This window comes from Bradyrhizobium sp. S69, from assembly GCF_009766005.1.
In the GTDB taxonomy this organism is placed as follows: Bacteria; Pseudomonadota; Alphaproteobacteria; order Rhizobiales; family Xanthobacteraceae; genus Bradyrhizobium.
Map to the genome: position 1 here is coordinate 507,726 of NZ_LMUK01000046.1, position 21,747 is coordinate 529,472.

General features: G+C 60.8%; 20 protein-coding genes. 13 read left to right on the plus strand and 7 right to left on the minus strand.

From position 1 onward, the window contains the following. Positions 1-262: 262 nt before the first annotated feature. A complete protein-coding gene (locus GSQ88_RS27090) occupies positions 263-1,603 on the plus strand; it encodes an LLM class flavin-dependent oxidoreductase (RefSeq protein ID WP_159010815.1) in 1,341 nt (446 codons plus the stop codon). Between the two features lie 9 nt (positions 1,604-1,612). On the opposite strand, the gene GSQ88_RS27095 is transcribed toward GSQ88_RS27090, so the two are convergent. Next, entirely contained in the window at positions 1,613-2,707 is a 1,095-nt protein-coding gene (locus tag GSQ88_RS27095) for an LLM class flavin-dependent oxidoreductase (protein ID WP_159010816.1), read from the minus strand. A 471-nt stretch (positions 2,708-3,178) separates the two neighbouring features. Here GSQ88_RS27095 and GSQ88_RS27100 point away from each other — a divergent pair, with 471 nt between their 5' ends. From GSQ88_RS27100 to epsC, 6 genes are all read left to right on the plus strand, one after another. Then, positions 3,179-3,955: an ABC transporter permease subunit gene (locus GSQ88_RS27100; protein ID WP_159010989.1), complete on the plus strand. Its 777-nt coding sequence runs from the start codon at positions 3,179-3,181 to the stop codon at positions 3,953-3,955. A 35-nt stretch (positions 3,956-3,990) separates the two neighbouring features. Next, a complete protein-coding gene (locus GSQ88_RS27105; protein WP_174248131.1) occupies positions 3,991-4,698 on the plus strand; it encodes an ABC transporter ATP-binding protein in 708 nt (235 codons plus the stop codon). A gap of 20 nt (positions 4,699-4,718) precedes the next feature. Continuing rightward, on the plus strand, positions 4,719-5,723 hold the full coding sequence (locus tag GSQ88_RS27110; RefSeq protein WP_159010818.1) for an NrtA/SsuA/CpmA family ABC transporter substrate-binding protein: 1,005 nt from the start codon (positions 4,719-4,721) through the stop codon (positions 5,721-5,723). A gap of 65 nt (positions 5,724-5,788) precedes the next feature. Continuing rightward, entirely contained in the window at positions 5,789-7,018 is a 1,230-nt protein-coding gene (locus tag GSQ88_RS27115; protein WP_159010819.1) for an acyl-CoA dehydrogenase family protein, read from the plus strand. A gap of 66 nt (positions 7,019-7,084) precedes the next feature. Beyond that, complete coding sequence (locus GSQ88_RS27120; protein WP_159010820.1) at positions 7,085-7,657, plus strand: flavin reductase family protein; 573 nt, start codon at positions 7,085-7,087, stop codon at positions 7,655-7,657. A gap of 39 nt (positions 7,658-7,696) precedes the next feature. Further along, positions 7,697-8,650, plus strand: coding sequence for a serine O-acetyltransferase EpsC (epsC, locus tag GSQ88_RS27125; RefSeq protein WP_159010821.1), 954 nt, complete (start codon positions 7,697-7,699; stop codon positions 8,648-8,650). Between the two features lie 8 nt (positions 8,651-8,658). Here the strand turns inward: epsC and GSQ88_RS27130 are convergent, their stop codons facing one another. From GSQ88_RS27130 to GSQ88_RS27150, 5 genes are all read right to left on the minus strand, one after another. Further along, a complete protein-coding gene (locus tag GSQ88_RS27130) occupies positions 8,659-9,531 on the minus strand; it encodes an ABC transporter permease (protein WP_174248116.1) in 873 nt (290 codons plus the stop codon). Further along, entirely contained in the window at positions 9,524-10,387 is an 864-nt protein-coding gene (locus GSQ88_RS27135) for an ABC transporter ATP-binding protein (protein WP_159010822.1), read from the minus strand. Before GSQ88_RS27135 ends, GSQ88_RS27130 begins: the two co-directional genes overlap by 8 nt. Then, positions 10,384-11,448, minus strand: a complete 1,065-nt coding sequence (locus tag GSQ88_RS27140; RefSeq protein ID WP_159010823.1) for an ABC transporter substrate-binding protein — start codon at positions 11,446-11,448, stop codon at positions 10,384-10,386. The genes GSQ88_RS27135 and GSQ88_RS27140 overlap by 4 nt, the downstream gene beginning before the upstream one ends. A gap of 27 nt (positions 11,449-11,475) precedes the next feature. After that, the gene (locus tag GSQ88_RS27145; RefSeq protein WP_159010824.1) at positions 11,476-12,405 is read right to left on the minus strand and encodes a TauD/TfdA dioxygenase family protein; all 930 of its coding nucleotides are present in this window, start codon (positions 12,403-12,405) and stop codon (positions 11,476-11,478) included. Between the two features lie 106 nt (positions 12,406-12,511). Further along, a complete protein-coding gene (locus GSQ88_RS27150; RefSeq protein WP_159010825.1) occupies positions 12,512-13,951 on the minus strand; it encodes an FAD-dependent oxidoreductase in 1,440 nt (479 codons plus the stop codon). Between the two features lie 434 nt (positions 13,952-14,385). Between GSQ88_RS27150 and GSQ88_RS27155 the strand changes: the two genes are divergently transcribed. The 4 genes from GSQ88_RS27155 (at position 14,386) to GSQ88_RS27170 (ending at position 18,130) form a co-directional block, all read left to right on the plus strand. Further along, positions 14,386-15,240, plus strand: a complete 855-nt coding sequence (locus GSQ88_RS27155; protein WP_159010826.1) for a class I SAM-dependent methyltransferase — start codon at positions 14,386-14,388, stop codon at positions 15,238-15,240. Beyond that, positions 15,237-16,580 carry an LLM class flavin-dependent oxidoreductase gene (locus GSQ88_RS27160; protein WP_159010827.1) on the plus strand — a complete coding sequence of 448 codons (1,344 nt, stop codon included), beginning with the start codon at positions 15,237-15,239 and terminating at the stop codon, positions 16,578-16,580. The genes GSQ88_RS27155 and GSQ88_RS27160 overlap by 4 nt, the downstream gene beginning before the upstream one ends. Positions 16,581-16,663: 83 nt before the next feature. Beyond that, positions 16,664-17,479 carry a MetQ/NlpA family ABC transporter substrate-binding protein gene (locus GSQ88_RS27165; protein ID WP_159010828.1) on the plus strand — a complete coding sequence of 272 codons (816 nt, stop codon included), beginning with the start codon at positions 16,664-16,666 and terminating at the stop codon, positions 17,477-17,479. A 240-nt stretch (positions 17,480-17,719) separates the two neighbouring features. Next, complete coding sequence (locus GSQ88_RS27170) at positions 17,720-18,130, plus strand: hypothetical protein (protein ID WP_159010829.1); 411 nt, start codon at positions 17,720-17,722, stop codon at positions 18,128-18,130. Between the two features lie 96 nt (positions 18,131-18,226). Here GSQ88_RS27170 and GSQ88_RS27175 read toward each other — a convergent pair whose 3' ends face one another. Next, a complete protein-coding gene (locus GSQ88_RS27175) occupies positions 18,227-19,171 on the minus strand; it encodes a helix-turn-helix domain-containing protein (protein ID WP_159010830.1) in 945 nt (314 codons plus the stop codon). 524 nt (positions 19,172-19,695) lie between these two features. Here GSQ88_RS27175 and GSQ88_RS27180 point away from each other — a divergent pair. Next, positions 19,696-20,667 (plus strand): ABC transporter permease, encoded by a 972-nt coding sequence (locus tag GSQ88_RS27180; RefSeq protein ID WP_159010831.1) that lies wholly within the window; start codon positions 19,696-19,698, stop codon positions 20,665-20,667. Between the two features lie 42 nt (positions 20,668-20,709). Continuing rightward, positions 20,710-21,726, plus strand: coding sequence for a sugar ABC transporter substrate-binding protein (locus tag GSQ88_RS27185; protein ID WP_159010832.1), 1,017 nt, complete (start codon positions 20,710-20,712; stop codon positions 21,724-21,726). Positions 21,727-21,747 lie beyond the last annotated feature (21 nt).

Genomic DNA, 21,747 nt, shown 5'->3' on the forward strand with positions numbered 1-21,747 from the left:
CGCGCGGCGCACCATTTCTGGCAATTTCAGATATTCGTGGAGAATTGGGTGAAGCTTCCCCGGTCGCCCTGCTGCGAAGAAGATTCATGTGGTCACACACATGACATTTTCTATTGGCGCTAAACTCGACGCATACCTGCGTACGATGCCCGCCTGTAAAGACGAATTTTTCTTTTTTGTTCTGTCGGACCACCGTTTGTTTCCTTGATCGTCGCAAAGCGATATCTCGCTTGCTGCGTTATCCTCCGGCCGGAATCCCATTATGGCGCCACGTCAACTGCACCTGAACGTCAATCTTCTGCACTCCGGTGTCTATGCGTCGGCATGGCGGCTGCCCGAGAGCGACCCGCGCGCTTGTTTCGATGTCGGCCACTACGTCCGCGTGGCGCAGATCGCCGAGCGCGGCAAGCTCGATGCGATCTTTCTTGCGGATACGCCCGCCATCACGGATCGGATCGATTATCGTCCGTTTCAGTCGCTGGAGCCGACCATCGTATTGGCGATGGTCGCGGCTGCCACCAGTCATATCGGCCTGATCGCAACCGCATCGACGACCTACAACGAGCCGTACAATATTGCCCGGCGGTTCGCGACGCTCGATCTTGCCAGCGGCGGCCGCGCCGGTTGGAACGCGGTGACCACGGCCGACGCGTCCGCGAGCCGCAATTTCGGCCTGCCTGCCGTCCTCGAACACAAGACGCGCTACGACCGCGCCAAGGAATTCGCGGAAGTGGTTCATGCGCTATGGGACAGCTGGGAAGACGACGCCTTCGTCGGCGACAAGGCTTCGGCCAGGTTCGTGGACACCTCAAAAGTCCATCCGATTGCCCACCGCGGCACGTATTATTCGGTGGCGGGCCCGCTGAACATGCCGCGGTCCCCGCAAGGAAGGCCCGTCACCGTGCAGGCGGGCGGATCGAACGATGGCCGGGATCTCGCCGCCGCCCAGGCGGACGCCGTTTTCACGCTGGCGCAGACGATCGAGGAAGGTGCAGCCTATGCGCGCGATCTGCGAGCGAGAGCTGCCGCCTACGGCCGGTCAGGCGAAGCCATCGTTATTCTGCCGGGTCTAGCGACAGTGATCGGCAGCACCGAGGCCGAAGCAAAACGGCGGCAGGACGAATTGTGGGAGCTCGTGCCCATCGAATACAGCCTCGCGCGCCTCGCCAACACGCTGCAGATCGATCCGGCATTGCTTGAACTCGACAAGCCGCTGCCCGATCCGTTGCCGCTGCCCGCCAACGCCAATCACACCATGTTCCAGGGCACCGTGAATATTGCCCGCCGCGGCAACCTGACCGTACGTCAATTGTTGCGCGCACTCGGCGGCGGCGTCGGCCACCGCATCATCGTCGGGACGCCCGATTCGATCGCCGATGATATCGAAGCCTGGTTCAGAGCCGGCGCCGCCGACGGCTTCAATCTGATGCCGGATGTGCTTCCGACCGGCCTCGAGGTCTTCGTCGAAACGGTCGTGCCGATCCTGCAGCGCCGCGGCCTATTCCGCACGGAGTATCGCGGTTCAACGCTACGCGACCATTTCGACCTTCCGCGACCGCCGAGCCGCTTTGCCAAGCAGGCTCCAGCGGCGGCGTCCGCGTAAGGATCCCTGTCAGCGCTGGCTCAGTTGCCGTTCGGACCGGTCCGCGAACGACCCGGTCTGTGCCTGTCGCACGCGCGGAATCACCTCCCGCGCAAAGCGCTCCATCTCCGCTTCAAATGGCTGGAACTGCAGCATGAACAGCTCGATCCCGGCGGCGTGGAAAGCAACAATGCGCGCCGCCACCTCGTCGTAACTGCCGACCAGCCCGGCTGCGGTCCCGCCGTTGCTGCCGACCCGCGGTGTCTTCTGCATCGTCTGCATCATCACGACTTTCGGATCGGTGTTCTGTTTCTGGATCGCCTTCATCGGCGCGTCCTTTGCCGCCAGGGCCAGCAGCCGCTCGTGGGCCGCTGCGGCCTGTTCACTGGTCTCGCGCGCGACGACGAAGGCGGAAAGACCGAAACGAAGCGGCGCGGAATGGCGCGGCCGCGCCGCAACGTCGGTAATCAGGCTTGCGACGTCCTCCAGCGGCTGGCCATTGATGAACCATACGTCGCCGTGATCGGCGACCAGCGCGCGCGCGGGTTCGGATTCGCCGCCCACATAGATCAGGGGGCGCGACCGGTAGATATCCTTTGGTCGGAGAGCGTAGTCGCGCACGTCGAAATGTTCGCCCTTGTATGTGAGCCGCTCGCCCTGCATCAGGCGCGACACCACCGAGATCCATTCCTGTCCGTAGGCGTAGCGCGCATCGTGCTCCGGGAAACCGATGCCGGCCTTCTCCAGCTCCGGACGATTCCACGCATTGACAAGATTGATCGCGAACCGTCCCCGGCTGATGTTCTCGATTTGAAGCGCCATCTTGGCCAGCACCACCGGGTGATACAGATACGGCTTGATGGCAGCGATGATCTCGATCCGGCTGGTCAAGGCCGCCAATGCTGCCGCCGAACTCCAGGCTTCGAGCTGGTCGAGATCCTCCTGATGAGGATTGACGGTGTGCTGAGCGATCAGGGTGGAATCATAACCGAGCCGTTCGGCCGCCAGCACCAGATCGCGATTGCGCTCCCATGACGCGTCATACGGTTCTTCGGGATCCTGATGCGCGGCGCGCGGCCCGTGGACCAGGGCCCAGATGCCAAATCGAAGGGGGTGCGCTGACATTACGTTCTCTCTTTGCTGGATCGCCCGCATGATGTGTTTCGGAAATAGGTCGTTTTCACCAAAACGCATCGATAGATCAAGTACATCTGATGGAAAAGCCGACAATGAAACCTTGATAGACATTCCTTGCTATCTTTGGCTTGCAAAGAAATCAGAACACTCCGGAACGAACGACAATTGAAATACCGATCTATTTCTGTTCGGCCGAATTCGTGTGACAGTTTCCATCGTACGATCGAGGCTTCCGTTGATGCAACGGTGCATCGCTGATCGAGTGATAGCTGCCGCGCATTCCGCGCCTGACGTCCTGGTGTTCGTTGCATCCATGTTCGTTGCATCCATAGAGGCGGCATAAGGTTCGATCGACTAGGGAATACTCTGTTGAGCAATATCGAACAGACTGCGGCGAATGTCGAATTTGATCAGCCTCAGCGCGCAGATGAGTCTTCCGCCTCGTCGGACAAACCGGGCCTGACGATCGGTCGTCACGGTTTGCTGGCGCTCTCCTGGCTCGCGCCGGTTGCGCTTGTCATCATCTGGGAACTGCTGGCCCGAGCCGGATGGTTGTCGCCGCAGGTGCTGCCGGCGCCAAGCAAGGTCATCCAAACCGCGATCAGGTTGGTGACGACCGATAACCTGCTGGGCGACCTCGGGATAAGTCTGCTGCGGGCCGCGGCCGGTTTTGCGATCGGCGGCAGCGTCGGCTTTACGCTCGGCATCCTGGTCGGGTTTTCGCGCATCGCGGAAGCCGCCATCGACCGCAGCATCCAGATGATACGCGCGATTCCGTTTATCGCGTCGCTGCCGCTGGTGATTGTGTGGCTCGGTGTCGGCGAGGCAGAAAAGATTTTCCTGGTCGCGCTCGGCGTCACCTTTCCGATCTACATCAACACCACCCTGGGGATTCGGCAGGTCGACCCCAAGCTGGTCGAACTTGGGCGCGTTCAGGGACTGAGCTCGCTGCAACTGATCCTGCGCATCGTTCTCCCCGGTGCGTTGCCGTCGATTCTCACCGGCATCCGCTACGCGCTGGCAACAGCATGGCTGGCGCTGGTCGTCGCCGAAACCATCGGCGCCCAATCTGGCATCGGCTTCCTGGCGATGGACGCGCGCGAATTCCTGCGCACCGATGTGATCGTGCTGACGATCGTGATTTACGCGCTGATCGGCGTCGCCGCCGATGCGATTGCCCGCCTGCTCGAACGGCGTCTGCTCGCCTGGCATCCCAATTACGGAGCCGCCCGGTGACCTTCCATGTCTCGCCACTTCATGTCTCGCCACCCTTGTCGTCTTCGACCATCCCCTCGCCAGCCGTGGTGGTCAGTCATCTCCGCCGCGCCTATGGCAGCCGGGTGGTGATCGAAAACCTCAATCTGCGCATTGAACGCGGCGAATTCGTCGCGCTCCTGGGAGAAAGCGGGTGCGGCAAGACCACGCTGCTGCGGGCGCTTGCCGGCCTCGATCCGATCCAGGGTGGGCGCATCGTGGCGCCGCGTCGTCCGGCCGTGGTGTTCCAGGAACATCGGTTGCTGCCCTGGGGCAATCTTTGGCGAAACGTGTCGCTCGGGCTTCAACACCCGGATGCGCGCGAGCGCGCCGGCGCCGCATTGGCCGAAGTTGGGCTCGGCGACCGGCTCGATGATTGGCCGCGCAATTTGTCGGGCGGACAGGCCCAGCGCGTCGCCTTGGCTCGCGCCCTGGTGCAGCAACCTGAACTCCTGCTTCTGGATGAGCCCTTTGCCGCGCTCGACGCGCTGACTCGTATTCGCATGCATGAACTCGTCCGCGTGCTGGTCGCCAGCCACCGGCCCGGTGTTTTGCTGGTGACGCACGATGTCGATGAAGCCATCGCGCTGGCCGACCGCATCCTGGTGATGCGTGACGGCAGGATCGCCTTTGAACACCGGACCAAAGCTGACGCTTCAACTCCGATCGCCCGCGCCGACCTCCTGGCGGAGCTTGGCGTCCTGGCTTCTCCTCTCCCCGCCTGACCTCCCGGAAGGATCCATTGATGTCTGATTTCTCCCTTGGCAGACCATCCCGGCGCGGTTTTCTCGGCGCGGCGAGTTTCGGCATCGGCGCGCTCGCCGGGTTGAATTTGAACGAACCGGCATGGTCGGCCGCGGGCCGCACCACCGACACGGTCCGCCTGACCTGGGGCCTCAGTGGCCTCAATCTCATCGCCAAGGAGCGCGGCGAGTTCGACAAGCTCTTGGCCAAAGACGGCATCAAGGTCGAGTGGCTTGGCCCGTTTCCCAACCACGCGCCTACCTTGCAAGCCGTAACCGGCGGCAGTGCCGATTTCAGTTTCGGCGGCAGCACCACACCGGCGCTGGCCGCCATCATCGCCGGCTCGCCGCTGGTGTTCACCCAGTTCGTGGTCTACGAGCCGCGCACCACCGCGATCATCGCCAAGGACGATTCCGGCATCAACAAGATCGAGGATCTCGTTGGAAAATCGGTCGCGGTGAACCGTTCAGGCCTCGGCGAATTCCTGCTGGTCGCAGCACTGGAAAAGCACAAGATCGAACGCTCGGCGGTAAAATTCGTCTATCTCAATCCACCCGACGCCGCGCCCGCGCTCGCGTCGGGAAAAGTCGATGCCTGGTCGATGTGGAGTCCCGGCGTCGATATCGCGCGGCTGGAATACAAGGCGCATGACCTGTTTCTCGAAGGCCGCGATCTGGAGTTCCAGATCGATTACACCTCCTATCTGACCACCCGCAAATTCGCGACCGACAATCGGGCCCTGGTCCGCGCGGTCAATGATGCCTTCCGTGCCGAGGGCAAGTGGATCTCGGAAAACAGCAAGGACGCCGAATACATCGCACAGAAGGCCGGAAAATACAGCGATCAGGTGCGCGATCAGTTCATCGCGATGGACCGCAAATATCGCTATTTCCCTGTCAACGACGAGAATTTCATTGCCGAACTGCAAAGAGCGGCAGACTGGCTGGTCGCGCGCAAGGTCTTGCCGGAACCAGTCACGATCACCGATCACCTGGCGCAGCTTTAGTAGGCGAATTTAGTCTTGCACAATCACGCACCCGTCAATCGCATCCACTCCATCGGGGTCAACCAATGAACAAGCCTGTATCCGCTCTGTCCCTCGAACGTTCGCACCCTCTCGACCCCCGTTCGCCGGACCTCGAGGCGCTGTTGAACCACATCGAGAAGGGAGCCAGCGAGCGCGAGCGCGAACGCATTCTGCCCTATGAATCGATCGACCTCATACGCGGCGCCCGGCTCGGCGCCTTGCGGCTGCCTATCGAGGCCGGCGGCGCCGGCAGCTCGATCCGCGAACTGTTCGAGGTCGTCATCCGCCTTGGCGAGGCGGATGCCAATGTCGCGCATATCCTGCGCAATCACTTCAGCGTGGTCGAGCGGCTGGTGCGGTTTCCCCGCGACGACCAGAGCCGGCAGTGGCAGAAAGCCGTCGCCGATGGCGCCATTATCGGGCTGGCAACGACGGAGCTGGAGTCGCCGAAGGTGGGTGACGTCAAGCCGAATACGACGCTGACGGCTGACGGCGACGACTATCTGCTCAACGGCACGAAATACTACAGCACCGGGACGTTGTATTCCGACTATGTCCTCGTGCGTGTGGCCGACGCATCCGGCGCGACCGGGGCGACGCTGATCCCGGTGAAGCGGGAGGGCATTGAACTGGTCGATGACTGGGATGGATTGGGACAGCGGCTCACGGCGACGGGGACCACGCATTTCCGCAACGTTCGGGTCAAGCGACAGGAAGTCGTGTTCGACGCCCCCGATGTCGGCTACGGCGTCCCCTATTCGAACACGTTCGCCCAGCTTTTCCTGACTGCGATCAATGCCGGCATTGCGCGGGCCATCCTGCGCGACGCTGCCGCCCTTGTACGTACCCGCCAGCGAACATTCTATTACGCGCCGAGCGAGATCCCGACCGAAGATCCGTTGCTGCAGCAGACCGTCGGGCAAATCGCCGCCGGGGCTTTTGCCGCGGAGACCGTCGTGCTTGCGGCGGCCGAAGCGCTCGATGTCGCCACCGACGCATTTCATGCCGGCGCGGAAAACGCCGTCGAAGCCGCCCACAAGGCCGCGCTGCTATCGGCCAAGGCCAAGATCGTCGCGGACGAGCTTGCCATTCGCGGCGGCAGCCTGCTGTTCGACGTCGGCGGTGCCTCCGCCACCAAGAAAGTCACCAATTTCGATCGCCACTGGCGCAATGCGCGGACGTTGTCCTCGCACAACCCGACCACCTTCAAGGCCCGATCGATCGGGCAATACGAAATCAGCGGCACACCGCTGCCCGCCAAAGGGTTCTTCTGACGGTTCGGGCACTTGCCTGCGGCCGCCCATGACGAGCTTCGACGGCACTTGATGAGAGAGCGACAGATGAGCAAGTCCGACATTCATCTCGTCGACGATTCGGGCGAAATCGAACGCCAGTTTCGTTCCATCATGCGCCGCCTCCCCGGCGGCGTCAGTATTATCACGGCCGGCAACGGTGAGGATATCTCGGGCATGACGGTCACTTCGCTGAGCTCCCTGAGCACTGATCCTCCACGGCTGCTTGTAAGCATCAATAAGCAGGCGTCGTCGTTCGCCTTGATCGAGCGCTATCGCCTGTTTGGCGTCAATATTCTGGGGTCGGACCAGCAAGAGCTCGCAACCCGCTTCAGCAATGGCAGGCTGAAAGGCAAGGAGCGTTTTGAAGGCGCCGAATGGTTCCCCGGTTCATCCGGCGTGCCGCTGCTCGGACAATCGCTAGCGACCGTGGAGTGTCAGGTCGAGGAGATCATCGAGCGGCATTCGCACGGGATCGTGGTGGGCCGACTGTTGAGCTTCGACCTGTCGCATCGCCTGTCAGGGCTGGTGTACTGGAACGGCCAATATATCGAAATCGACCATGATACCGATCTGGACCGGCTTGCCGAAGTGAGCATTCCCTTGGCGCACGTGCGCTGAGTGAACGGCCGTGCAACCGAAACGACAAGGCGAAGCACAATGAAACGTGAAATCCCGCCGAATTCCCACATCGTATCAACCAACCACGACGACGCCCCGCGAGGGCGATGGCAGCTCGATCGGATCGTCGCCGAGCTGCGAAGCTCGCGCGAAGAGACCCATAGCATCCGCCGGGATGGAGAGGCGCGTCGGCCTCCGTCGCGAGACGCGTTGGAAGATATCCTCAACGGCCTCACCGAGGTGCTATTTCCACGCCACTATGGCCGGTTCGAGCTGGATGGCGAGAATATCGACTATTTTGTCGGCAATACGCTGAGCACCGCGCTCAACTCCCTGTGCGAACAAATCCATCGCGGCGCGCTATTTGTCGGCGACGAGTTGTTGCCGGGCTTTCGACGCGACGATGCGGTCGAACTGACACGCCAATTCGCCGCGCGCATGCCTGAGCTGCGGGGCATCCTCGTCAGCGATTTGCGGGCCGCTTTCGTCGGCGATCCCGCAGCCCGGAACTTTCCCGAGATCCTGATCGGCTATCCCGGAATGACGGCGATCATCCATCATCGTCTCGCCCACATTCTCCATGGTTTGGGTGCAAGACTGATTGCCCGCCTGATGGCCTCGATCGCTCATGCCGGAACCGGCATCGACATCCACCCTGGCGCGAGCATCGGATCTGGTTTCTTTGTCGATCACGGTACTGGCGTCGTGATCGGCGAGACTGCGATTGTTGGAGAGAACGTTCGCATCTATCAGGCTGTGACGCTCGGCGCGCGGCATTTTCCGACCGATGACGAGGGCAATTTGATCAAGGGCGACGCACGTCATCCGATCGTGGAAGATGATGTCGTCATCTACGCCGGCGCCACCATCCTCGGCAGGATCACGATCGGACGTGGATCGGCGATCGGTGGCAATGTCTGGATTACAAAAGATGTTCCGCCAAACAGCCTCGTGACGCAGGCTACCGCTCGCAACACGCCCGGCTCATCGTAAGGTTGCCTTTAGACCGCCGGCGCTTTCCAGCGCATGAAGTGCCGCTCCAGGACCTCCAGGATGGCATTGAACGCGAGGCCAAGCACGGTGATACCCAGAATTCCGAAGTACATCTGCGGAATCAGGAAACTGTACTGGCTGTAGATGATCAGATAGCCAAGACCGGCCTTGGCGCCGACCATCTCGGAGGCGACCAGCACCAGCATCGCCGCGGCGCTCGCAAGCCTGATCCCGACAAAGATCGTGGGAAGAGATGCCGGCAAGATGACCTTGCGGAACAGCTGCTGTGGCGTCGCCCCCATCGTGCGGGCCGACTTGATCAGCAGCGGATCGACCTGCTTGACGGCCGCGATGGTATTGAGAAGCAGCGGCCATGCGCAGCTGTAGATCACCATCGTGACCTTCGATACCTCGCCTATCCCCAGCAACAGGATGAAGACCGGCAGCAAGGCGAGCGGCGCGGTGTTGCGGGCTATTTCGATGATCTGGTTCAGTAAACTGCCGAGCCGGCCGTACCAGCCGATCACCAGCCCCAGCGGAACCACCAGCACGACCGAGATCAGAAAGCCGCTCAGGGCGCGCAACAGACTGGCCGCGACGTCGTCGTAAAGCTCGCCGCTTAGAGCGAGTTGCCACCCCGCCTTCAGCACTTCCGAAAACGGCGGCAGGAACGTCGGATCGGCCAGTCCCAGCCGCGGAACCGCCTCCCACGCCGCCAGCAAGACGAGCAGCAGCAGCGACCTTCGCCCGAACGCCCCAAGCCACCGGATGGCGCGGCGAAACTCCTTCGGTGCCGACGAAGACTGTTCGCCTGCACCGCCCAAGGTCGCAGGCCGCCCCTGCGCCAGTTCCAGCAGGGTCAGCATTTCCAGGCTAGACATGGGCAACTTCCTTTGCAGCGCTTTCGGCTCGCAGACCCGCGTCTCCGGTCAGCTGGCCTTGCTGAGCTTTCAGCACTTCGTCGCGCAGCAAGGTCCAGACTTCGTGCCGGACAGCTCCAAATGCCGGAAGCGACCGCACGTCCTCGGTCTCGCTGCGAAGCACCTCGGGAACCTCGATGATTTGCTTGATGCGCCCTGGGCGTGACGTCATGACCGCGACCCGCTGCCCGAGGACCACAGCCTCGTCGATCCCGTGCGTGATAAAGACGATGGTCTTGCCTGTGCGCCGCCAGATGCGCAGAAGCTCGCCCTGCAGCGTCTCCCGGGTTTGGGCATCGAGCGCCGCGAACGGCTCGTCCATCAGCAGCACCTCAGGATCGTAGGCCAGGCTGCGCGCGATCGCGACGCGCTGCTTCATGCCGCCGGACAGCTCATGCGGATACCGGTTGGCGAACGCCGACAGGCCAACCAAATCGAGATAGTGCAGCGCCTTTTCGCGACGCGCTTTCGATTTGAGCCCGGCGATATCGAGCCCGAACTCGACATTCTGGACCGCCGTACGCCAGGGGAACAAAGCATATTGCTGGAACACGATACCGCGGTCGCGCGCCGGCCCCAGGATCGGCCGCCCGTCAAGCAGTATCCGGCCGCTGGTCGGAGTGTCCAATCCGCCCAAGAGATCGAGCAGAGTCGATTTTCCGCAACCGCTCGGGCCCACGAGGGCGAGGAATTCGCCGGACTTAACATCCAGCGTAATGTCGTCGAGCGCGGTGAAGCGCCGGGCCGGTCCGCCGTTTTCGCCGCGGACGGCGAACTCCTTGCGGACCTGCTCGAAGCGAATTTTGACCGCGCTCATTGGGCATCCGCCGTCTTGCCCGGCCGATAGTAATTGAACGCATTGGTATAGATATCCGATGGCTTGAGCTGATCGGGCTTGAGAAGGCCGTCCTTGACCAGCCAATCGATCCATACCTGCAATTGATCGTCCGAGATCTGGCCACCCTTCGTCGGCACCCCGGTGCTCTTCCAGTATTTGATCGACGAGGCGTCCTCGTTGCGTTTGCGCTCGGCAATGATCTTTTCGAATCGGGCCCGCACCTCCGCAGGTGGCGTCGTCTGCGCCCAGTCGATGGCCCGTGAGATGCCTTCGACCAGCTTGCGGGACGCCTCCGGGTTATCCTTGATGAACCTGTCCCGCAGCACATAAGCGCCGCCGGTAAAATTGCCGAACAGGTCGGTATCGGCAAACAGTTTGCGGATTCCACCGCGTTCCAGCGCCTTGTCGCGCAACACGCCGCTGAGCGCGGTCACCTCGACCTGTCCCTGGCGCAGCGCTTGCTCGCCCGTGACCGGCGGCACCGCAACCAATGTGACCTGCTTTGCTTCGGCGGCGCTGAGGCCACCACGTGACAGATATTCGCGCAGCACGAATTCAAGGTGGGCGCCAAGTGTGTTGACCGCGACCTTCTTGCCGATCAGGTCGCGGGCCGTTTTGATGGGGCTGTCATCTTTTACGTAATAGCCGTAGTAGGTATCGGCATCGGAACCGTAATAGCCGACCACCGCCTTGATCGGCGCTTTCGCGTTGATCAGCTTGATGATCGCGCCATAGAAGGCGCCACCAACATCGACATCGCCCGTGACCACGGTCTGGATATCCTGCGGGCCGCTGATCGTGTTGCCGACCCATTTCAGCTTGAGCGGCGCCAGATAGCCGAGATCTTCGGCCAACTCCGGAAACGTCACCTGGCCTGCCCAGCCCTGATAGCGGATCTCGGTCTTTTCCAGCGGCTCCGCGTGGCCCTGCCAGCCAAAGCCCAGGGTCAACAAGGACGCCCACAGAACGGGCAACGCCTTTCGCGCACCAGCGACCGAAGCATTGCGCGTCGCACGGACCGATCGAAACAAGGATGTCATTTCGGAATTCCTCTGGTGATATCCGGTCTAGGCGGCTTTGGCCGCCTGCGGCTTGGTCGCCTTGATGCGCGTGACGCTGTGGCGGCCGTCGATGCTGACCGGGACGTCGCCGTCGATCGTGGCCCGGCGCACGATGCGATGCTGGTCGCCGTAGTCGTTGACCGCATAATGCTGAGTGGCGCGGTTATCCCAGATCGCGACGTCACCGTCCTTCCAGCTCCACCGCACGGTGTTTTCAGGCGAGGTGATATGCGACTGGAACAGGTCGAACAGCTTCTGGCCGTCATACTTGGGCAGGCCGACGAACCGCTGCACGAAATTGCCCAGCACCAGCGTACGCTCGCCGGTTTCGGGGTGAACCCGCACCACCGGATGCTCTGTTTCATAGACCGTTCCGGTAAAGACCTCGTCGAAATACTTCTTGTCGGCCTCGCTGGCGCGCGACTTGACGGCATAGTCGTAGGCATTGCTGTGCACCGCCCAGAGTTCGTCGGCGAGCCTTTGCAGAGGCGACGGCAGGTCGAGATAGGCTGCCGCCGTATTCGACCAGACCGTGTCGCCGCCGAACGGCGGGATCACGACGCCGCGCAGCACGGATATCTTCGGATAGGCGTCAACAAAGGTGACGTCGGTATGCCACTGGTCGGCGCGCCCCCCGCCGCGGCCGGAATCGAGCTCGAGAATTGACGACGTACCCTTGATGGCGCCGACCGTTGGATGCGGAACCAGTTTTCCAAGACGGACGGCAAACCGCTCCTGTTCGGCATCGTCAAGATGCTCCTGATCGCGGAAGAAAATAACCTTGTGCTCGAGAAGCACCTTGTTGATCGCACCGATGGTCTGGTCGGACAGATCACCCGACAGTTTGATATTCCTGATCTCCGCACCGAGACGCGCCGCGCGCTTGATGATGTCGGCTCTCGGAATCACGTTATCGATGGTGGCCGTTTCAGTCATGGTCTTGGTTCCCAGGCTGCGATCCTTTGCCAGGCAATGCTCCGCCGTGCGCAGGTCGCAGCTGCGACAGCGGAGATGAGATGAGGTGACTTTCGTTCATGGGCATCTATTCCGCCGCGACGTTTTGCGGCGATCGCCAGACCGCGGAAGCATAGAGATCGGTACTGAAATCCTCAGCGATTGATCCGTTGATGCGTTTTTCATGGGACGCGAGGTCAGCGAGGAACAGATCACGGCTGATCCGCGCCGCGATCGCCGGAATGTCGCGCTTGAAGCTTGGGATATCTCCGACCGGCAGGCCGAAACTGACGAACGCCGCAGGGTTGAAGACGTGGATATCTTTCAGATGAGGCGCGCTGCCGCGTCGCTTCTCCAGATACTCATGCCCCGATCCCAGATAGGGATAAGTTACCAAGGTCTCGTCGTGCTCGTGCTCCGGCGGCGTGAACCGGTCGCGCCAAAGCAGGATTTCACCAGCGAAGTCGCGCAGTTCCGGTTGCGAGGCAAGGTCGACGGAATAGCCGGTGCCGGCAATCACGAAATCAAACGCGAACTCACCCAGCGGCGTGCCGGCGACCAGCCTTGATCCCAAGGGCTTCGCCGAGCTCCACGGCGAGGCCAAATGCAAATGAAAATTGGGAAACTTTACCGCACGCGCGATCGCATCGGGCGGCGGCGTCGAGCCGGCGCGCCGGAAGCGAATGGCCTGATGCCATCGCACCGCATCCGGCAGTGAACCGTAATTATCATAGGCGCCGGGATAGCCGCGTATCCGGATCACCGGTAGCGAAGCAAGGCCGTCGCGGCGGGCGAACAGGTGAACCTCACTCGCCCCGGTCTCCAGCGCAACCGCGGCGGCGTCGAAGGCCGATGCGGCGCTTCCGAGCACGGCGACAGACTTGCCGCGTAACGCCTCGAAATTGATGGCCTCCGATGTGTGAGCATAAAGGCTCTTCGGTAAATGGCGCACCAGCACATCAGGCACGGAGGGACCGCCATTGCCGGAAAATCCGGTTGCGAGAACGAGTTTGCGTGTGGTCTCGACCCTGGTTGTGCCGCCCTGCTCCAGATGAAGCCGAAGGTGATCGGCCGCAGGCTCAACACGAACCAGCCGCGTGCCGTAGCGGACGGAAATGCCGGTCAGTTTACGGTACCATTCGAGATAGGCGGCCCACTCCAAACGTGGAATGCGATCGATCTCAACGTAGGCCGCCACGCCGTAACGTGCTTCATACCAGGCCTGAAAGCTCAGACCGGGCAACCCGAGTTCCGGGCCCGGCAGATTTTTCGGGGTGCGCAGCTTGTTCATCCGCGCGCTGGTCAACCATACGCCGGCTTCGGCGCTGTCTGTCGCGGCATCGATCACCGAAACCTTACCGATCCCGGCTCGCCGCAGCGCAAACGCCAACGCGCTTCCGGATTGGGCGCCGCCGACCACCACCACATTATGATCGATCCCATCGCGGTCAGGTACCCAGTTTTCCGGATCGGGACCGATCAAGCGGAGGGCTTCGCGGGCAACGCTATCGGGATCGGACTGCGGCATGATGATCGACCTCACTATGGTCGGCAAATCGTAGAAGCGAACGCCAGACAGTCAATGAAACGAAATCAGCTTTGTTTGCGCGGACGAACAATGATCGCATCGTCGCCGATGCCGGCCCTGAAATATTTGCAACGACAGTGACGCGGCGGCTTCCTCGCCGATCAGATTTCGGCGCGACCACATCGCATTTGACGCGAACACGCTCAACGAACCGCAACAATCCCCGGAAAACACGCCGCGAACCACGGACTCATCTCCGATTTGAGATCAACTCATGCGATTCATGCTCGCATCCGCTGCAACAACGTAAATTCATTTCATCGACATCATCGCGATCGGAAACGTAGAGTTCCGCTTCACACTCGCCTGGAAGACAGGCCGGCCGGTCGCTCCGGCCGCCAGAGCCAAACAACCGAGATTGACGGATATTGGAAATGCCACAGCCTGGCGAAACCATCAGCCTTGAACAGGATACGCCCGAACTCGCCAACACCTACGAACGCGCAGGCATCGTTCAATTCCATCACGGCAAGTTCCTGATCGGACCGTTGGCGGTGAAGGCGGGAGAGCACGTTCTCGACATCGGCGCCGGAACCGGCCGGCTCGCTGAATTCGTCGCCAGCCTGGTTGGCTCGCAGGGCCGGGTCATCGGAATTGATCCGCTGGAAAGCCGCATCGAAATTGCCCGGCTTCGGCAATCGAAAACACTGACGTTCGAGACCGGCCGCGCCGAGGATCTCTCCCGTTTTCGCGACGGCCAGTTCGACGCGGTCTATCTCAACAGCGTATTCCACTGGATTGAGGAAAAGGATCGTACCTTGCGGGAGGTCCACCGTGTGCTCAAGCCCGGTGGCCGGCTCGGGCTCAATATCCAGGATCCCTCAAAACCTCACCAATCTCGCGTTTTGCTGCGCACCGCCATCGCGCAAGTCGGCCTCGGCGATCGGCATCGCGAGTCCAATCCGGTCCTCGGCGCGACCCACGAGCAATTGAAGGATCTGTTCACGACAGCCGGATTCGTCGATTACCGCAGCGACCTGCGGTCGCTGATCGACGTGCACGCCGACGCCGATTCCCTGCTTAAATGGTCGGAATCGAGCGCCTTCGGCAACTTCCTTGACGGCTTCTCCAAATCGGAACGTGAACAGATTCGCAAGGCCTTCACCGGGCTGGTCGAGACCAAGCGCGCACCGGAAGGGCTGCGCCTGGAGCGCTATCTGCGCTTTGCGTTCGCGCGCAAAACTCCCTCCAACGTCGTACAGATCGCCACGCGCGAGTCCCTGACATGAGCGAACAACGGCAGCTTGCGCTGAACCTCTTCATCTATCCCGGCGGCCACCACGAAGCCGCGTGGCGCCACAAGGACTCCGCGGCGGATCGCATCCTTGATATCACCTACTACCAGGAACTCGCGCAGCGCGCGGAAGCCAACAAGTTCGACGCGATCTTCTTCGCCGACGGACCGGCACTTGCCGACAACGTCCGCTATGCGCAGCGATTTCGATTTGAGCCCATCACCTGGCTTGCGGCCATCGCGGCCGTAACCAGCCGCGTCGGATTGATCGCGACGGCGTCGACGACCTACACCGAACCCTACAATCTGGCGCGACTATTCGCCTCGCTCGATCATCTCAGCGCGGGCCGCGCCGGCTGGAATATCGTCACGACCAGCACCGCGCAGGCAGCTCAGAATTTCGGCCTGCCCGAGCATCCTCCGCACAGCGAGCGATATGAGCGTGCTAGGGAGTTTCTCGACGTCGTCACCAGACTGTGGGACAGCTGGGAGGATGACGCGCTCGTCAACGATCCGGTGTCCGGCGTTTTTGCCGACACCAGCAAAATCCACGCGATTAATCACGTCGGAAAACATCTTCGCGTCCGCGGACCGTTGAATATCTCGCGGCCACCGCAAGGCCGCCCGGTCTATGTGCAAGCGGGCTCATCCGACGACGGGCGAGCGTTCGCAGCCCGTTTCGCCGAAGCCATCTTCACCGCGCACCAGACGCTTGCCAGCGCACAGGAATTCTACGCCGACATCAAACGGCAGGCCCGGGCCTTCGACCGCAGTCCGGACCAGATCAAGATCCTGCCCGGCATCAGCCCCTTTATCGCCAGCACGCAGGCAGAGGCGGACCGGCTACAGGATGAATTCAACGAACTGATCCAGCCGGAATATTCATTGACCCAGCTTCGTCAGATGATCGGGTTGGATCTCTCCGGCTTCGACCTTGACGGTCCATTCCCGCGGCACCTGATCGATACCGACAGCGCCCGCGGTGTCGCCAGCCGTTTCAAGCTCGTTGTCGATATCGTCGATCGCGAGCAGCCGACCATCCGGCAACTGGTGCAGCGACTTGCCGGCGCGCGCGGTCATTGGGTGATCGCCGGACCGCCGCAAAAGATCGCCGACAACATCCAGACCTGGTTCGAAAATGGGGCCGCCGACGGATTCAACGTCATGCCGCCGTGGCTGCCGGGCGGATTTGACCTGTTCACCGAGCATGTCGTTCCGATCTTGCGTCAACGCGGGCTGTTCCGCGCCGAATACACCGGCAAGACGTTGCGCGAGCACTACGGCCTGAACCGGCCCGCAAGCGTGTTTGCTGACAGGATTCAAGCGACCGCATGATCGTTTGACCCCTGCCGCATTCTCGCTATCCGCCGCATGACGCCGGCGACGCAAAATCCGAATAACAGCAACCCGAGATAAAGATGAAACACAGATGGTCGCTGCTTTCCGCAGCCCTGATCCTGTCCGCACTGATCACTGGACAATCCTTTTCACAGCAGGTCTCCAAAGCCCAGATCAAAATCGGCTTCGTGCCAGGTCCCTACATCGACGAGTTCAAGGCGGGAGTTGAGCCGGAACTCAGGAAGAAGGGCTACAGCATTCGATATTTCGAATTCAGCACCGGCCTGGAAGCCAATTCCGCCGTGTTCCGCGACGACATCGACGCCAATGTCATGCAGCACCCGGTATTCCTGAAATCTTACAACGACCGCAACAACACCGATCTTGCGGGCATCGTCGACGTGCCCACCCCTCCGATGGGGCTCTATTCGAAGAAACATCCACGCAACACCCCCGTAAAGGCCGGGATGACGGTCGCGGTGCCCAACGATCCCGTCAATCTGCAGCGTGCCCTCTGGATCTTGCGCGACCTCGGCTGGATCGAAATCAAGGACAACAATCCGGTCGACGTCACCGAACTTGACGTCATCAGGAACCCCAGCGGGATCAAACTGGTGCCACTTGAGAATGCCCAGGGTCCGCGCGCGCTCGATGACGTCGACTTTGTCGCCATTCAAGGCAATTTCGCGATTTACAGCGGCCTGAAACTAACGGACGCGCTGGCGCTGGAAAAGATGACAAGCCCCTATCGCAACGTTGTGGCGGTACGGCAGGGCAATAGCGAAAAGCCGTGGGCAAAGGATATCGTCGTTGCCTATAAATCAGACACGTTCAGATCGGCGATCCGGTCGAACAACTTCTACGACGGGTTTGCACTGCCGGATTACTTCAACTGAGCCGACTGGCGGAAAGACGACCGCGCTGCCCGAAAAAAGAGGCGTAGAGAGCCCGTCTGCGCCCCTTCTTCGTCTTCTTGTTTACTCTTAACAGCTCCTTAACAGCTCGCATTCCGCACGAACGCGGAGCTGATGGATACCAGAAATAGTACAATCTCTCCGGCTGCTTCCGTATGTATTTGTCGATGGCCCGTTTTGAGGTAGCTTTGCGTCCGTAGACCTCGGCCAGGACATGAATCGATGTTTCAACTTCTTTGGCGACCTCGTACGTACAAGCGGACCAGCCAGGGCAATCGCGACTTCAGGGCACGCTCAAGCGACCGCGACGCCGGCACCGATCGGTCGCGCGTCAACTCGATTCTGGAAGCGATCGAAAATGCTTTGCGCGCGACCGAGCAGGAGCGATCAGGCCTTGATCGACGGGTCGAGGATGCTCTGGCGCGCGCCGCCGTTACCATAGGCAACGGAACCGACGAATACCTGGAACGCGACGCCCTCGATAGTCATCATCAAGACTTGTTCGGCACCGAAATTTCCAACGGTCAACGTCGCCTCAAAGAGCTCGCCACCACGCTCACACACTTCAAATTTTTAAAGGCAGCGGTGTTGAGCAGATTCCCTGACCTAAATCCGCCCTCGCCGAAAAACTAGACCTGCGACAGTTACTGCGATCGTTACGCGCGGATGGGCTGTCGGGCGCGCTTTGGGTCGCAGCCACGGCCAGCCCTGCTCCAAGCGATCACGGCTTCACCGTCTGCGTAGCTCCGACGGGCTATGTCCGAACTTTCTCCGGAACACGGTGCTGAAATGCGAAGAACTGCGAAATCCGAACCGATACGCCAGTTCAGTCACTGACAACGAGCGCAACTCAGGGCAAATCAGCGCGTCATGGCAGCGCAACAGCCGTCGATCCAAAATCCACTCGGAGACGGATAAGTCCGTGAGCCTGAAAAGATAATGCAAATGCCTTAGCGAGACACCGTTGCTCCTCGCGATTTTTTCCAGCGAAAGGTCTGGATCGGCGAGATGCTCCTCGATCCAGGCTTTTACAGAACGAAGGCGAGCTTTCTGCGCCGTCGCATCTTCCGAAAAGTCATCCTTGTCACCCATATCCAATGCGAGCGCCAGGACGTCCATCAGTTCGTCACCCAGCCGGGTTCTCACGGTCTCTTCCAAGGAGGAGCCCTCCGAGGCAAGCATCGCGCAGAATTCAGCGGCAATCCGACCGAGACCGCGCCCTGTTGCTATGGTCACGGCGACCGGAATCCCGCTTTCGTTAAACCGCGACGAAAATTCCTCGCGCGGTATCTCCAAATAGAGTGACCGGACCCTGCCCACGCACTCCAGATCATAGGCTTCGGAAGCCGAGAAAATCGCGCCTACCCCCGGATTTGAGAGCAGCGTCTGGCCTGCCTGGAGGATGTTGACTTTTCCCTGCTGGACAAACTCGACGTAGTAGCAATCCTTGTCGAGCTTCGCGATATGCCGCTCGCGTCGCGTTATCCGCTGCTCCGACACCAAGACGTCCGTCATCGTGACGGAGCCGAACCGCGCTTCGCGGATGAAGCCCTGATAGTCGGAACGCTTTTCGGCATTCACGTCGACATGGACATAGACGTCGCAAATGGCGCCTTGCCAGGCTGCATAACGCTTGGAAGGCTCCAGATCCTCCGTCGTGAACACCAGTTCCATCAATTGCCCTTGCCCGCAGGTTCGAGACCCTTGTGCATCGCACAAAATGCCGAACGACGCGATTCTAGATGTACATCCGCGCTCCGCAAGCTAACTTTGCGCGCCAGGGCAAAACCTTTGCGCTCCAGAGCAAGCGTTGTCTGGGGCACTGCGCTAAGCAAAAGCAAAAACGGTTCACACATGGGAGGAAGCATTGCGCGCGCCGCTGCGGCACAGGTGGCCACGAAGTGCCGATCCAGGGACTGCGGGAATCCGTGCCGGTCTGCCTTCACCAGTGACAACGGGGTTCACGAGACCCATCAAAACCATCGCCGATATCGAGGCGGTGCAGCAACTGCCGCGCGGCTCTCTCGTGCCCGCACGCAAAATCCATCATCTCTTCGATGCTACCACGCGATTGCATCCCGAGAGGTCAGCGCCGCCGGTTTTGACGAAGAACTTCTGGAAACCCGGCGAAATCCGCTTCACGCATCGTGGATGGCTTGTGGAGATGTCCCGAGCGGTGAACCTATGAGGGCAAGACGATGAAGCGCTTTCGGCTCAATCAACAGGAAATCGTGTTCGCGGTTTTCGCGGCGCTGTTTCTGGTATTTTCGATTCTGCTCAAAGGCTTTCTCACCGCCGACAACATGCTGACGCTGCTGCAGAACGTGGCAGTCCTCGGCATCCTTGGCCTGGCAATGGCGATCGTGGTGATCGGCCGGGGGATCGATCTCTCGCTGATAGCAACGCTCGCGGTTCCGGCCGGCCTCGTGCTGCAAATGGTGCAGAACGGCCACTCGTTGCCTGCGTCCTTGTTGGCCGCCTCCCTCTTGTCGATAGCGATCGGCCTCGTCAATGGATGGCTCATTGCCTATGCGGAAGTCCCCCCGTTGTTTGCAACGCTCGCCAGCGGCTTGTTTGTTGCAGGGCTTGGTCAGGCAGCGCTGTTCCAGCTCGACGTCGTTCAATGGAGCGATGGCATGGCCGGGTTCGAGCGGCTTGGGCAAGGCAGCATCCTCGGTATTCCGACGTCGATCGTGATGTTTGCGATTGCCTGCGTCGTGGTGTTCATCCTGCTGCGGTTCACCCGCTGGGGCGCCTACATCTATGCCGTCGGTGACAATCCGTTCGCAGCGCGCGTCACCGGCATTCCGTCCAGACCCATCATTGTGCTCCAATATGTCCTGGCAGCGCTGATCGGCTGCTTTGCCGGCCTCGTGATGGCGGCATCGGTCAACTCGATGCCGACCCGGATCTTCAATTCGACGCTGATCTACGATGTCATCCTCGTCGTGGTGCTGGGTGGCATCGGTCTGTCGGGCGGACGAGGCGGCGTCGTGAACGTCATCATCGGCACGCTGCTGATCGGAACAATGTTGAACGGGATGACCATCCTGGACGTACCTTATGCCGGTCAGAACCTGATCAAGGGAATCGTCCTGTTGATCGCGGTCATCACGGACACGTTCTTGAATCCACGAAATGAGGAAACGGCCCAACAAGGCGACATCTAATCTGCCCAAACATCGAAAAAAACATCAACCAAGGAGGAAACAATGGTCCGTGTTCACAGGTTCGCGTTTGGAAGTATTGCTGCGCTGACATTTGCAAGCGTCGCGGTCCCGGCGCTCGCGCAACAGGGGCTCGATGAGCCGTTCCAGAAACCCTTTCGCGAGTCTCTTGCCGGCAAGACGGTTGCCTATGTGCCGGTCGCGATGAATTTCGATCTTACGGAAGGCTGGTACGCCGGCCTGAAAAAGGAGCTCGAGCCATACGGTGTCAAGTTCGAGATTCGCGATCCCAACTGGAATACCAATGCCGGCGCGCAGGCCGTCACCTCGCTGATTTCCGAGAAGCCGGCGGTGATGGTGATTCACAATCCCGACGTTCAGACCTATGCCAAGCTGTTGCAGCGCGCGGAAAACGAGGGGATCTATGTTATCCAGATCAACATGGGGTCCGCCTATCGCAGCTCGGCCTTCGTCGGCGCAAACTGGATCGAGATTGGTGAACGCCAGACCGAAGGTGTGGTGAAGGCGTGCGAAGGCAAGTCGAACAAGATCGCCATCATACAGGGAGCGCTTTCCGCCGCCGCCAGCGCCTATACGCTCAAGGGCGTCGAAAACATCCTCGCCAAGCACCCCGAAATCAAGGTCGTCTCCAGCCAGGCAGCCGACTGGGATGCGGCAAAGGCCAAGGCGATCACGCAGACGGTGTTGAAGCAGAATCCCGATCTCTGCGGCATTGTGGGCTTCTGGGATGGCATGGACATCGGCACCGCGGCGGCAGTCAAGGAGGCCGGATTGACCGGCAAGGTGTTTTTGGCGACGTCCGGCGGCGGAGAGCGGAAAGGCGCATGCGAACTCGTCAAGAACGGATCGTTCGATCTCGACATGAGTTACGACGTGCCGACGCAGGCAGCGCAAATGGCTGGAACGATCAAGTGGCTGCTGTCTTCCGGGGTCAAGCCCGGATCGGTCAAGGGTTCGGAATACACGACGCTCATTCCGATCACCAAGGAAAACGCCGACAGCCAGACGACGTGCTGGAACCTGTCCGATCTCAAGAAGTGATCGCCGCATAAAAACCAGCGT

Bases quoted from the DNA above. Each gene is read 5' to 3' on its own strand.
- GSQ88_RS27090 (WP_159010815.1), top strand. From the start codon at position 263: ATGGCGCCACGTCAACTGCACCTGAACGTCAATCTTCTGCACTCCGGT.
- GSQ88_RS27095 (WP_159010816.1), bottom strand. From the start codon at position 2,707: ATGTCAGCGCACCCCCTTCGATTTGGCATCTGGGCCCTGGTCCACGGG.
- GSQ88_RS27110 (WP_159010818.1), top strand. From the start codon at position 4,719: ATGTCTGATTTCTCCCTTGGCAGACCATCCCGGCGCGGTTTTCTCGGC.
- GSQ88_RS27115 (WP_159010819.1), top strand. From the start codon at position 5,789: ATGAACAAGCCTGTATCCGCTCTGTCCCTCGAACGTTCGCACCCTCTC.
- GSQ88_RS27120 (WP_159010820.1), top strand. From the start codon at position 7,085: ATGAGCAAGTCCGACATTCATCTCGTCGACGATTCGGGCGAAATCGAA.
- epsC (WP_159010821.1), top strand. From the start codon at position 7,697: ATGAAACGTGAAATCCCGCCGAATTCCCACATCGTATCAACCAACCAC.
- GSQ88_RS27130 (WP_174248116.1), bottom strand. From the start codon at position 9,531: ATGTCTAGCCTGGAAATGCTGACCCTGCTGGAACTGGCGCAGGGGCGG.
- GSQ88_RS27135 (WP_159010822.1), bottom strand. From the start codon at position 10,387: ATGAGCGCGGTCAAAATTCGCTTCGAGCAGGTCCGCAAGGAGTTCGCC.
- GSQ88_RS27140 (WP_159010823.1), bottom strand. From the start codon at position 11,448: ATGACATCCTTGTTTCGATCGGTCCGTGCGACGCGCAATGCTTCGGTC.
- GSQ88_RS27145 (WP_159010824.1), bottom strand. From the start codon at position 12,405: ATGACTGAAACGGCCACCATCGATAACGTGATTCCGAGAGCCGACATC.
- GSQ88_RS27150 (WP_159010825.1), bottom strand. From the start codon at position 13,951: ATGCCGCAGTCCGATCCCGATAGCGTTGCCCGCGAAGCCCTCCGCTTG.
- GSQ88_RS27155 (WP_159010826.1), top strand. From the start codon at position 14,386: ATGCCACAGCCTGGCGAAACCATCAGCCTTGAACAGGATACGCCCGAA.
- GSQ88_RS27160 (WP_159010827.1), top strand. From the start codon at position 15,237: ATGAGCGAACAACGGCAGCTTGCGCTGAACCTCTTCATCTATCCCGGC.
- GSQ88_RS27165 (WP_159010828.1), top strand. From the start codon at position 16,664: ATGAAACACAGATGGTCGCTGCTTTCCGCAGCCCTGATCCTGTCCGCA.
- GSQ88_RS27170 (WP_159010829.1), top strand. From the start codon at position 17,720: ATGTTTCAACTTCTTTGGCGACCTCGTACGTACAAGCGGACCAGCCAG.
- GSQ88_RS27175 (WP_159010830.1), bottom strand. From the start codon at position 19,171: ATGGAACTGGTGTTCACGACGGAGGATCTGGAGCCTTCCAAGCGTTAT.
- GSQ88_RS27180 (WP_159010831.1), top strand. From the start codon at position 19,696: ATGAAGCGCTTTCGGCTCAATCAACAGGAAATCGTGTTCGCGGTTTTC.
- GSQ88_RS27185 (WP_159010832.1), top strand. From the start codon at position 20,710: ATGGTCCGTGTTCACAGGTTCGCGTTTGGAAGTATTGCTGCGCTGACA.